This window comes from Mycobacterium sp. 1081908.1 (assembly GCF_001673535.1).
Taxonomy (GTDB): domain Bacteria; phylum Actinomycetota; class Actinomycetes; order Mycobacteriales; family Mycobacteriaceae; genus Mycobacterium.
On the sequence record NZ_LZLY01000036.1, the window covers coordinates 23,702 to 35,620 of the forward strand.

An 11,919-nucleotide genomic window follows, 5' to 3' on the forward strand; every position below is an offset into this window, starting at 1 on the left:
CACTAATCCGGCGGGATCTCCACCCGGCGCAGCTGGCCGTCGACCGCGTCGGCGGCCTCGATCTCGCCGCGCGTCACGCCCAGCAGGAACAGCACGGTGTCCAGGTAGGGGTGGCTCAGCGACGCGTCGGCGACCTCGCGCAGCGCCGGCTTGGCGTTGAACGCCACCCCCAGCCCGGCCGCGGCCAGCATGTCGATGTCGTTGGCGCCGTCGCCGACGGCGACGGTCTGCTCCATCGGCACCCCGGCCTGCTCCGCGAATTCCCGCAGGGCCTGCGCCTTACCGGCCCGGTCGATGATCGGACCGAGGACCCGGCCGGTGAGGGTCCCGTCGACGATCTCCAGCTCGTTGGCGGCGACGTAGTCCAGCATCAGCTCCTCGGCCAGCGGCTCGATGATCCGCCGGAAGCCGCCGGAGACCACACCGCAGCGAAAACCCAAGCGCCGCAGCGTGCGTAGCGTCGTCCGGGCGCCGGGCATCAGCTCCAGCTGGTCGGCGACCTCGTCGATCACCGTGGCGGGCAGGCCCTCCAGGGTCGCCACCCGCTGCTCGAGCGACTGCGCGAAGTCGAGTTCGCCGCGCATCGCGGCCTCGGTGATCGCGGCGACGGCGCCCTGCGCCCCGGCCCGCGCCGCCAGCATCTCGATGACCTCACCCTGAACCAGCGTCGAGTCCACGTCGAAGACGATGAGCCGCTTGGCGCGCCGTTCCAGGCTGTAGCCCTCGACGGCGATGTCGACGCCCTCGTCACCGGCCACCCGCGACAGCGTGTTGCGCAGCGTCGCGTCGGCGCCCGGCGGCACCGACACCCGCAACTCCAGGCCCGTCACGGGATAGTCGGAGACGCCGCGGATGAGGTCGATGTTGACACCCAGCTCCGCCGCCTCCCGCGCCACCGCGCCGAACGCCCGGGCCGTGATCGGCCGGCCGAGCACGAAGATGGTGTGGGTGGACGGATCCCGGATGATCGGCACATCTTCGCTGGGTTCGATGCTGACGTCGAGACCCTTTGCGCGGACGGCGGATTCGACGTCCTGGCGCAGCGCGGCGCCGCCGGCGACCTCGGGCGGGCAAGACAGCAGGACCCCGAGCGTCAGGCGGCCGCGGATCACCACCTGTTCGACGTTTTGCAGCTCGACCCCGTGCCGCGACAGCACCTCGAAGAGGGCCGACGTGACGCCCGGCTGATCCACGCCGGTGACGGTGATCAGCACCGACACCTTGGCTGGAGGATTCACTCCCGGCTGCCGCCGCTACTGCTCAGCAGTGGAGCGATCCGCTTCGGTGCGCGGCCCGAATCCCTTCGGCGACTCCAGCGCCGTGGCGTGCCGGCCCACGTGCGCCTCGGCGCGCAGCCGCTCCACCATGTGCGGATAGTGCAGCTCGAATGCCGGGCGCTCCGAACGGATCCGGGGCAGCTCGGTGAAGTTGTGCCGCGGCGGCGGGCAGCTGGTCGCCCACTCCAGCGAGTTGCCGTAGCCCCACGGGTCGTCGACGGTCACGACCTCGCCGTAGCGCCAGCTCTTGAACACGTTCCACACGAACGGGAACATCGACGCGCCCAGGATGAAGGCGCCGATCGTCGAGACGATGTTGTACGACTGGAAGCCATCGGTGGGCAGGTAGTCGGCGTAGCGGCGCGGCATACCCAAATCGCCCACCCAGTGCTGCACCAGGAACGTGACGTGGAAGCCGATGAACGTCAACCAGAAGTGCAGCTTGCCCAGCCGCTCGTCCAGCAGCCGCCCGGTCATCTTCGGGAACCAGAAGTAGATGCCGGCGAAGGTTGAGAACACGATGGTGCCGAACAGCACGTAGTGGAAGTGCGCGACGACGAAATAGGTGTCGGTCACGTGGAAGTCCAGCGGCGGGCTGGCCAGCAGCACGCCGGTCAGGCCACCCAGCAGGAAGGTCACCGCGAAGCCGACCGAGAACAGCATCGGCGTCTCGAACGTCAACTGGCCCTTCCACATCGTGCCGATCCAGTTGAAGAACTTGATCCCGGTCGGCACGGCGATCAAATACGTCATGAACGAAAAGAACGGCAGCAGAACGGCTCCGGTGGCGAACATGTGGTGCGCCCACACCGCCACCGACAGCGCGGCGATCGACAGCGTCGCGTACACCAGCGTGGTGTAGCCGAAGATCGGCTTGCGCGAGAACACCGGGAAGATCTCCGAGACGATCCCGAAGAACGGCAGCGCGATGATGTACACCTCGGGGTGGCCGAAGAACCAGAACAGGTGCTGCCACAACAGGACTCCGCCGTTGGCCGCGTCGTAGACGTGCGCCCCCAGGTGGCGGTCGGCGGCCAGGCCGAACAGCGCCGCGGTGAGCAACGGGAACGCGATCAGCACCAGGATCGACGTCACCAGGATGTTCCAGGTGAAGATCGGCATCCGGAACATCGTCATCCCGGGCGCGCGCATGCAGACCACGGTGGTGATCATGTTCACCGCGCCCAGGATGGTCCCCAGACCCGCGACGATCAGGCCCATGATCCACAGGTCGCCGCCGGGGCCGGGCGAGTGGATGGCGTCGGTCAACGGGGTGTACGCGGTCCAGCCGAAGTCGGCCGCGCCGCCCGGGGTGATGAAGCCGGCCGCCCCCATCGTGGCGCCGAACAGGAACAGCCAGAACGAGAACGCGTTCAGCCGCGGGAAGGCGACGTCCGGCGCGCCGATCTGCAGCGGCAGCACCAGGTTCGCGAACCCGAACACGATCGGCGTCGCATAGAACAGCAACATGATCGTGCCGTGCATGGTGAACAGCTGGTTGAACTGTTCGTTTGACAGGAACTGCAGCCCGGGCGCGGCCAGCTCGGTGCGCATGAGCAGCGCCAGCAGCCCGCCCAGGAAGAAGAAGATGAAGCAGGCGACGCAGTACATGATGCCGATCATCTTGTGATCGGTGGTGGTGATCAGCTTGTAGACAAGGTTCCCTTTGGGACCGGTCCGGGCCGGGTACGGACGGACGGCCTCGAGTTCTCCCAGCGGGGGGGCTTCGGCTGTCAAGAGCTCCTCCAAACATCGTCGGACAGGGCCCGAACCCAGTATTGACTCCGAATCTTAGCCCCCGAAGAACTGCCCGTCAGGGGCAGTCCTACAAACTGTCGTAAAAGGGCCTGGAGCCGCCGGATGTTAGCGTCGGACCCGTGCGGGCAAGGCGATCGATCACGGCCGCAGCCGTTCTGACCGTCGCCGTCCTGGCCTGCGGCGGATGCGGTTCCGGCGGCTCCGGCAACAACGCGTCGACCCGATCGCTGGTCACGCCGACCACCCAGATCGCGGGCGCCGGCGTGCTGGGAAACGATCGCCGGCCCGACGAGTCGTGCGCGCGCGACGCCGCCGCGGCCGATCCCGGCCCGCCCACCCGGCAGGCCCGCAACGCCGCGGGTGTCACCCCCGACACGGTCGCCGTCCCCGCGGAGGCTCGGCGCATCGTCGTGCTCTCCGGGGACCAGCTCGACGCCCTGTGCGCGCTCGGCCTGCAATCGCGGGTGGTCGCCGCCGCGCTCCCGGACGGGTCGTCGGCCCAGCCGTCGTACCTGGGGGGTGCGGTGCACGGCCTGCCCGGCGTCGGCACCCGCACCAATCCCGACCTCCGCGGCATCGCGGGGGTCCACCCCGACCTGATCCTGGGATCGCAGGGCCTGACCCCCACGCTGTACCCGCAGCTCGCCGCGATCGCCCCCACCGTGTTCACAGCCGCGCCGGGCGCGGCGTGGGAGGACAACCTGCGCGGCGTGGGCGCCGCCACCGCGCGCGGCGCGGCCGCCGACGCGCTGGTCACCGGCTTCGCACAGCGGGCCACCCAGATCGGCGCGACGCACGACGCGTCGCACTTCCAGGCGTCGATCGTGCAGCTGACCGCCACCACCATCCGGATATACGGGGCCAACAACTTCCCGGCCAGCGTGCTCGGCGCCGTCGGGGTGGACCGGCCGGCCGCCCAGCGGTTCACCGACAAGCCCTACATCGAGATCGGCGCCACGGACGCCGACCTCGCGAAAAACCCGGACCTCTCCGCCGCCGACGCCGACGTCGTCTACCTGTCGTGCGCCACCCCGGCCGCCGCGGACCGCGCCGCCGCCGTGCTGGACAGCAACCCTTGGCGCAAGCTGTCCGCCAATCACGACAACCGTGTCTACGTCGTCAACGACGAGGTGTGGCAAACCGGCGAGGGCGTGATCGCGGCCCGCGGCATCGTCGACGACCTGCGCCTGCTCAACGCCCCCATCAACTAGCCAAGTGGCCCGAAAACATTACCTTAGCTAAACTTCTCTAGGACGCATCGATCAAAAAGAGGGATATTCATGAGCACAGTTTCGGCGTACGCCGCCACCTCGGCGACTGAACCGCTGACCAAGACCACCATCGAACGTCGCGACCCCGGCCCGCACGATGTCGTCATCGGCATCAAGTACGCCGGGATCTGCCACTCGGACATCCACACCGCGAAAGGCGAATGGGGCCAACCGAATTACCCCGTGGTCGTCGGCCACGAGATCGCCGGCGTCGTGACCGAGGTGGGCGGCGAGGTCACCAAGTACAAAGTGGGCGACCACGTGGGCGTGGGCTGCATGGTGAACTCCTGCGGCCAGTGCAGCAGCTGCAAAGCCGGGCTCGAGCAGTACTGCAAGCCGGGAGCGACGTTCACCTACAACTCCACCGACAAGGACGGCACTCCGACGCAGGGCGGCTACAGCCAGGCCATCGTCGTCGACGAGAACTTCGTCCTGCGCATCCCCGACTCGCTGCCGCTGGACAAGGCCGCGCCGCTGCTGTGCGCCGGCATCACGCTGTTCTCCCCGCTGCGGCACTGGAAGGCGGGCCCGGACACGCGGCTGGCGATCGTCGGCCTGGGCGGCCTGGGCCACATGGGCGTCAAGCTGGGCGCCGCGATGGGCGCCGAGGTGAGCGTGCTGTCCCAGTCGCTGAAGAAGATGGAGGACGGCCTGCGGCTGGGCGCCGGCCACTACTACGCGACGGCCGACCCGGACACCTTCACGAAGCTGCGCGGCAGCTTCGACCTGATCCTGAACACCGTGTCGGCGAACCTGCCGCTCGACGACTACATGAGCCTGCTCGACGTCGACGGCACCCTCGTCGAGCTCGGCATCCCCGAGCACCCGATGCAGGTGCACGCCTTCCCGTTGGCCCTGGCGCGGCGCAGCCTGTCCGGGTCCAACATCGGCGGGATCGCCGAGACGCAGGAGATGCTGGACTTCTGCGCCGCGCACGACGTGACGCCCGAGATCGAGGTCATCGATGCCGACTACGTCAACGAGGCCTACGAGCGGGTGCTCGCCAGCGACGTGCGCTACCGCTTCGTCATCGACATCTCGACCCTGTGAGGGCTTAGGAGACCTGCTCCGGGGCCGGTTCCGGTTCGCCGTTGGCAGCGCCCTGCTCGGCGACCGCTTCCGGCCCCTTGGAGATGCCCACCAGCGGCCACCCGGCGGCGGCCAGCTTGGCGGCCACGCGCGCGATGTTCTCCGGACCGGCGTCGTGATGGGTCACTCCGGAGATGAAATCGGCGAGGACGTCGCGGTCGATCGCACTGCCCGCCTCGACCTCCTCGTCGATCTCGTCGACGACTTCCTTGATCTGGTCCTCGGTCAAGGGTGTGCTGCGCAGCAGCTCCAGCAGCGGAATCCGGTCGGGTCCGGGGACGCCCTCGGGGTAGCCGCACTGCAGCCACCGGATCACCGAGCGGAAAAAAGCGGTCGTAGAAGATGGGGTTATCGCCACGCCCATCAGTGTCCCGGGTACGCGGTCAGCGGCGCCACCGTAGGGCCTGACCGCCCTGACAATTCATGCGCCGTTCATCGAGCTCTTTAGAAGTCCCAGTCCTCGTCCTCGGTGACGACGGCCTTGCCGATCACGTACGACGAACCCGAGCCGGAGAAGAAGTCGTGGTTCTCGTCGGCGTTGGGCGACAGCGCCGACAGGATCGCCGGGTTGACGTCGGTCTCGTCGCGCGGGAACAGCGCCTCGTAGCCGAGGTTCATCAGCGCCTTGTTGGCGTTGTAGCGCAGGAACTTCTTGACGTCCTCGGTCAGGCCGACCTCGTCGTAGAGGTCCTGGGTGTATTCCACCTCGTTGTCGTAGAGCTCGAAGAGCAGCTCGTAGGTGTAGTCCTTCAGCTCGGCGCGCTTGGCCTCGTCGACCAGGGCCAGGCCGCGCTGGAACTTGTAGCCGATGTAGTAGCCGTGCACGGCCTCGTCGCGGATGATCAGCCGGATCATGTCGGCGGTGTTGGTCAGCTTGGCGCGGCTCGACCAGTACATCGGCAGGTAGAACCCGGAGTAGAAGAGGAAGCTCTCCAGCAGCGTGGAGGCGACCTTGCGCTTCAGCGGTTCGTCGCCGCGGTAGTACTGCATGACGATCTCGGCCTTGCGCTGCAGGTTGGGGTTCTCCTCCGACCAGCGGAAGGCGTCGTCGATCTCGGCCGTCGAGCACAGCGTCGAGAAGATGGAGCTGTAGCTCTTGGCGTGCACGGACTCCATGAACGCGATGTTGGTGTAGACGGCCTGCTCGTGCGGGGTCAGCGCGTCGGGGATCAGGCTGACCGCCCCGACCGTGCCCTGGATGGTGTCCAGCAGCGTCAGCCCGGTGAACACCCGCATCGTCAGCTGCTTCTCGCCGGCGGTCAGCGTTCCCCACGACGGGAGGTCGTTGGACACCGGCACCTTCTCGGGTAGCCAGAAGTTGCCCGTCAGCCGGTCCCAGACCTCGGCGTCCTTGTCGTCTTGCAGCCGGTTCCAGTTGATCGCCGAGGTCCGGTCGATCAGCTTCATGTTTTCGGTCACCAGAAGAACCCCACTTCACCAGCCGGTTTTGACTTCGATGTCTAGGCCACAAACACTACCCCTGGGGTACGACAACCCGCGGCAACACAACAAGTTGTGTTTGCGTGTCGCGGTTTCCCTTTCCGCCGAACGTGTTCTGAGGGCGAAAAATCGGGCGAAATTCCGCCCTCTGTGCACGCTCGGCGGCAGCCGCCACTAGTCCAGCCCGGCCTTGCGCAACGTGTGGGTGAGGCCGTCTTCCAACGCGCTCAGCGCGATGTCCGTCAGGCGACCCAGGTCGTCGATGTCGTGCTCGCCTTTGGCCATCCACGCTTCCAGCGCGACGAACACGGCGGTGGCCAGGCTGTGCGCCGCAATGTCGGCGATCATGGCACCGTCGGCGGTGGGCGCCGATCGTTCATGGATGAAGCGGGCAATCTCGTCGGCGACCTGATCGCGCATCCGCCGGACGTGGCCGGTGATGATCTCCTGGTCGAGGTCGCGCGAGCGGATGGTGGCGGCTTCGCGGACCATGGCGAAGTCAAAGGGGAATGCGTCCATGGCTTTTCGCACGGACGCGGTGATGGGCTCCCCATGCGGGCGCAACGCCAACGCGCGGGCGAACCACTCGAAGCCGATGTCGTAGTCGGCGAAGATCACCGCGTGCTTCGAGGTGAAGTGCCGATAGAACGTTCGCTCGGTCACCCCGACGTCGGCGGCGATATCCGAGACGCTGGTTTGGTGCACGCCGTCGGCGACGAAACGCTTCATCGCGGCCTGCAACAAGGCCTGGCGCGTGCGCTGGCTACGAGATTCCACCCTGTAAGCAGACACCAAATGTCACCATTGACGCAAATATGTCACATGTGACATTGTGCGTTCAGTCGGGCGGGTCATCACCGGAGGAGTTCACCATGGCGGACTACGACGCGATCATCATCGGGGCCGGGCACAACGGCCTGGTCGCCGCAAACGTGCTGGCCAAGGGCGGCGCGAAAGTGCTTGTCCTGGAACGGGCGCACTTCCTCGGCGGGATGGCGGCCACCCGCGAACTCTTCGACGGCTACAAGCACAGCGTCGGCGCGTGGGCCGTGCTGATCTGGCGTCAGGAGATGACCGAACGGCTCGAGCTCACCAAGTGGGGCTTCGAGCTGATGGATCAGTGGACGTCGACGTGCACGTTCGGCGACGAGGCCGACGCCCCGTTCGTGATGTACAACGACCTCGAGCGCATGGCGCGCCACCTGCTCGACGACCACGGCGCCGACACGGCGGCGGCTCTGGGCGGCCTGTTCGCCCACATCGGCCGGTTCGCACCGTATTTCGTCGAATCGGCGTTCGGGCCGCCGCTGGACATCATCGAGGTGATCGCCTCCCAGCCGACGCCGGAAGCCCGGCACGATTTCGCCCAGATGTGGTATGGCAGCACGATGGACACGGTCCGGCGCTTCCTTGCGCCCGATCAGGCCCGCTGCATCCAGGGCTCGCTGGCGGCGATGTCGATCGACGCGTTCGACGGCGGACCCTGGACCCCGGGCTCGAACGCATCGACCTTGTACCACTATCTGATCGGCGGCGGCAACGTCGAATACATCATGCCGCGCGGGGGCATCGGCTCGCTGAGCGCGGCGCTGTGCCGGCGCGCCGAATCGCTGGGCGCCGAGGTGCAGATGAAACAGCACGTCAAGGACATCATCGTCACCGACGGACGCGCCACCGGGGTCCGATTAAAGGATGGCACAACGATTTCCGCGGACGCCGTGCTCTCCTCGCTCGACCCCTACACCACGTTCGTGAATCTGGCCGGCGCGCAGAACTTTCCGCCCGACTACATCCGCAAGATCAAAGAGATCAACTTCAACCTGGGCTACATCCAGGCACATCTCACCATTGACCAAGCGCCCCAATGGATCGAGCGCCTGCAGCCCTACATGCACGACAACGGCCACTGGTGTCCCACCGTCGCCTACGCGCCGTCCCCGGAGTACATCAGCGACGCGTGGGAGCAATATCGCAAAGGGCAACTTCCCGACGCGCCGCCGACCTACCTCTACATCCCCAGCATGGTCGACTCGTCGCTCGCGCCCGAGGGCAAGCACAGCGCGACCATCTTCACCCCGTACTTCCCCACCGGGCTGGACGCCGACGAAAACCGTAGCTGGAAGGAGCAATACGCCGACACCTGCGTGCGGATCTTCGACACGTTCGCGCCCGGGTTCGCCGACTCCGTCACCAACCGCGTCGTGTTCTCCAACCGGTATTTCGGCAGCACCTTCAGCGCGCACGCCGGCGACTACTCGCACGGGCTGCTGCAGCCGAACCAGCTGTGGACCGGCCGCGTCGTCGAGGGCGCCGACAAGTTCGCCACCCCGGTCGACGGGCTCTTCCTGTGCGGCCAGTGCACGCACCCCGGTCCGGGGGTGACCGGCATCCCCGGCTGGAACGGCGCCGAGGCGGCCCTCAAGCACCTCAACGCGCGCGTCGCGTAAGGGCATATCCAAGACCCAAGCATTGATGTACCATCTGGTACATGTTTACCGAAGACAGCATCGAGATCGACGCGCCGCCGCAGGTCGTGTGGGACGTCTTCAGCGACGTCGAACGCTGGCCGGAGTGGACCGCGTCGGTGACCTCGCTGACCGGGCGGGACGGATCCGCCCTGGCCACCGGCAGGCGTTTCGCGATCAAGCAACCCGGCCTGCAGAAGCTGATCTGGAAGGTCGCCGAGATCGAACCCGGCACCTCGTGGACGTGGGCGCACCGCTCCCCCGGCGTGCATGTGATCGCGCGCCACTACGTCACCGGCCTGCCCGGCGGACGCACCCTGGTGCGCCAGGAACTCGACCAGCGGGGCGCCCTCGGCGCGCTGGTCGGGCGGCTGACGCTCAAGCGGACCAAGCGCTTCCTCGCGATGGAGGCCCGGGGCCTCAAGGCCCGGTCTGAGCAGGTCAGCCGCGCCAATGGCCCGCACGCCTGACCTGCAGCGGCGCCGCGAACTATTGCACGCGTTGTTCGACGAGTTCGCCGCGAACGGCATCGGCGATCGGTCGCTTCGCGATGTCGCCGCCGCTGTCGGCACCAGCCACCGGATGCTGTTGCACCACTTCGGTTCTCGGGAAGACCTGCTGATCGCGATCGTCGAGGAGGCCGAGCGCCGCCAGATGGCGCTCGTTCCCGACTTGCCGCAGGATCCGGCCGAGGGCTTCGCCGCGATGTGGGCCGACCTTCGCCGCCCCGAATTGCGCCAACTGGAGCGCCTGTTCTTCGAGTGCTATTCGCGCGCGGCGCAGGGCGAAAAGCCGTTCACGCGAATGGTTCCCGGCGCCGTCGACGGCTGGCTGCGCCACGTCGAGGCCAACGCCGACGTTCCCTACGACGGCGCGATGGCGAGGCTCGGGCTGGCCGTCACCCGTGGGCTGCTGCTGGACCTCGTGGCCACCGACGACGAGGCCGGCGTCGACGCCGCCGCGCAGGCTTTCATCGCGCTTTTGGCAACACCGAGATGAGCGTGTCGACCAGTTCCTCGGCGTTGGTGTGCCACTTGTTCAGATCCATGTGACCGCTGAGGTCCAAACCCGTGATGCCGTGGGCGCTGGTCAGCAGCAGCGCGCCGTAGCGTCTCGCCTGACCGGGACCGGTGATGCGACCCACGATATCCAGGAACAGGTCCTGCGCACGTTCCGCCGCCGCCCGGGCGGCTTCCGCCGGGTCGCCGGCCGGCGGGGTGAACATCAACCGGTAGAGGTGCTGCCGGGTGCGCCCGATGGCGATCAGCGACAGCAGGCCGGAGCGCAGGGACTCCTCGGGGGAATCGTCACTGTTGACCAAAACCTCTAGCGCATCGCCCAATTCGCTCAATGCGTTCGTGGCCAGCACCGCGAGCAGCGATTCCTTGTCCGCGAAGTGGCGATACGCCGCCGAGTGCGAAACACCGGCCCGGGCGCCCACCTCACGCAGCGTGACGGCCTCGACGCCGCCGCGGTCGAGTAGGACCGCCGCGGCCTCGAGCAGCGAACTGCGGGTCGCCGCGGCGCTTTCCGCTCGGGTCGTCACCCGCAGAGCATAAGCCGGGCGCCCAGTTGACAATGTCAACTCAAACACCTAGCTTCAGTTGACAACGTCAACTCAAACGTTTTCACGGACGGAGACCGCCATGAACCCCGCAGACCGTCAGGAGCTGATCGTCGTGACCGGCGCTTCCACCGGCATGGGCGCGGCAACGGCAAAAGAACTGGCCCGCAGGGGTTTTCACGTGCTCGCCGGCGTGCGGCGCGAGGCCGATGCCGGCGCGCTGCGCGCCGACGGGCTCGAACCGCACATCCTCGACATCACCGTGCAATCCGACGTCGCAGCGATCGCCGACCGCGTCGCGAACGACCCGTTGCGGCGCCCCCTGCGCGCGCTGGTGAACAACGCCGGGATCGCGATCAATGCGCCGGTCGAAACGCTGCCCCTGGACCAGTGGCGCCGGCAGTTCGAGGTCAACCTGTTCGGTCAGATCGCGATGATCCAGGCGCTCTTCCCCGCCCTGCTGAGCAGCTCGGGAACCGTCGTGAACATCAGCTCGGTGGGCGGCAAAGTGGTCCTCCCGACGTATGGCGCATACGCCGGTTCGAAGTTCGCGCTCGAGGCGGTCAGCGACGCGCTGCGCCGTGAGGTCGGCGGAATCAAGGTCGTCGTCGTCGAGCCCGGCGCCGTCAAGACCGAGATGGCGGAACGGGGAATCGCCACCGCGGAAGCGCTCATGGCCGACATGACCGCGGCCCAACTCGCGCGCTACGAAAGTCTTGGCGTTGCCGTCACGGCCCAGGCCCGCTCGTTCGGCGAGGATGGCGTGTCGGCCGAACACGCGGCCAAAGTGATCGCCAACGCCGCCACGGCAACTCGCCCCCGAACTCGCTACACCATCGGCCGTGACTCGGCGATCCTGGTGCGCATCAGCCGCGTCGTGTCCGACCGGGTGCTGGACCGCATCGTGCGGCTGAACCTTCGGTCCTTCGCGAAGGGCTCGGCGTCAAGCGAACGGCACGGCCTGCGGGCGAGTTCCGCCGTCTAGACGGTATGTGGGGCTGGGGCCTCGCTCACATGTGAACGTGGGTTGCCGTCAGGAAGTTGGTCCTGGCGTA

The 11,919-nt window shown here is 67.4% G+C and carries 12 protein-coding genes; 6 read left to right on the plus strand and 6 right to left on the minus strand.

Annotated elements, in window-relative coordinates:
* Positions 1 to 2 precede the first annotated feature (2 nt).
* Complete coding sequence (gene serB, locus A5655_RS06070) at positions 3 to 1,238, minus strand: phosphoserine phosphatase SerB (RefSeq protein ID WP_067006770.1); 1,236 nt, start codon at positions 1,236 to 1,238, stop codon at positions 3 to 5.
* Between the two features lie 15 nt (positions 1,239 to 1,253).
* Positions 1,254 to 3,014 (minus strand): cytochrome c oxidase subunit I, encoded by a 1,761-nt coding sequence (gene ctaD / locus A5655_RS06075; protein ID WP_067006803.1) that lies wholly within the window; start codon positions 3,012 to 3,014, stop codon positions 1,254 to 1,256.
* Positions 3,015 to 3,154: 140 nt separating this feature from the next.
* Between ctaD and A5655_RS06080 the strand changes: the two genes are divergently transcribed.
* Together A5655_RS06080 and A5655_RS06085 are read left to right on the plus strand one after the other, a co-directional pair.
* Positions 3,155 to 4,246 carry an iron-siderophore ABC transporter substrate-binding protein gene (locus A5655_RS06080; protein ID WP_067006773.1) on the plus strand — a complete coding sequence of 364 codons (1,092 nt, stop codon included), beginning with the start codon at positions 3,155 to 3,157 and terminating at the stop codon, positions 4,244 to 4,246.
* 69 nt (positions 4,247 to 4,315) lie between these two features.
* Positions 4,316 to 5,356: an NAD(P)-dependent alcohol dehydrogenase gene (locus tag A5655_RS06085; protein ID WP_067006776.1), complete on the plus strand. Its 1,041-nt coding sequence runs from the start codon at positions 4,316 to 4,318 to the stop codon at positions 5,354 to 5,356.
* Positions 5,357 to 5,360: 4 nt separating this feature from the next.
* On the opposite strand, the gene A5655_RS06090 is transcribed toward A5655_RS06085, so the two are convergent.
* The 3 genes from A5655_RS06090 to A5655_RS06100 form a co-directional block, all read right to left on the minus strand.
* Positions 5,361 to 5,759, minus strand: a complete 399-nt coding sequence (locus tag A5655_RS06090) for a DUF3349 domain-containing protein (protein WP_197508609.1) — start codon at positions 5,757 to 5,759, stop codon at positions 5,361 to 5,363.
* Positions 5,760 to 5,839: 80 nt separating this feature from the next.
* On the minus strand, positions 5,840 to 6,814 hold the full coding sequence (gene nrdF / locus A5655_RS06095) for a class 1b ribonucleoside-diphosphate reductase subunit beta (RefSeq protein ID WP_170929045.1): 975 nt from the start codon (positions 6,812 to 6,814) through the stop codon (positions 5,840 to 5,842).
* Between the two features lie 195 nt (positions 6,815 to 7,009).
* Positions 7,010 to 7,612, minus strand: a complete 603-nt coding sequence (locus A5655_RS06100) for a TetR/AcrR family transcriptional regulator (protein ID WP_156764726.1) — start codon at positions 7,610 to 7,612, stop codon at positions 7,010 to 7,012.
* Positions 7,613 to 7,707: 95 nt separating this feature from the next.
* Here A5655_RS06100 and A5655_RS06105 point away from each other — a divergent pair, with 95 nt between their 5' ends.
* The 3 genes from A5655_RS06105 to A5655_RS06115 are packed head-to-tail and all read left to right on the plus strand — an operon-like array spanning position 7,708 to position 10,299.
* Entirely contained in the window at positions 7,708 to 9,282 is a 1,575-nt protein-coding gene (locus A5655_RS06105) for an NAD(P)/FAD-dependent oxidoreductase (RefSeq protein WP_197508610.1), read from the plus strand.
* Between the two features lie 41 nt (positions 9,283 to 9,323).
* A complete protein-coding gene (locus A5655_RS06110; protein ID WP_067006787.1) occupies positions 9,324 to 9,770 on the plus strand; it encodes an SRPBCC family protein in 447 nt (148 codons plus the stop codon).
* Positions 9,754 to 10,299, plus strand: a complete 546-nt coding sequence (locus A5655_RS06115; protein WP_067006789.1) for a TetR/AcrR family transcriptional regulator — start codon at positions 9,754 to 9,756, stop codon at positions 10,297 to 10,299. The genes A5655_RS06110 and A5655_RS06115 overlap by 17 nt, the downstream gene beginning before the upstream one ends.
* Here the strand turns inward: A5655_RS06115 and A5655_RS06120 are convergent.
* Positions 10,271 to 10,846: a TetR/AcrR family transcriptional regulator gene (locus A5655_RS06120; RefSeq protein WP_067006791.1), complete on the minus strand. Its 576-nt coding sequence runs from the start codon at positions 10,844 to 10,846 to the stop codon at positions 10,271 to 10,273. The two genes, A5655_RS06115 and A5655_RS06120, sit on opposite strands and share 29 nt — an antisense overlap.
* Before the next feature lie 100 nt (positions 10,847 to 10,946).
* Here A5655_RS06120 and A5655_RS06125 point away from each other — a divergent pair, with 100 nt between their 5' ends.
* Positions 10,947 to 11,849, plus strand: coding sequence for an SDR family NAD(P)-dependent oxidoreductase (locus A5655_RS06125; RefSeq protein ID WP_067006793.1), 903 nt, complete (start codon positions 10,947 to 10,949; stop codon positions 11,847 to 11,849).
* Positions 11,850 to 11,919 lie beyond the last annotated feature (70 nt).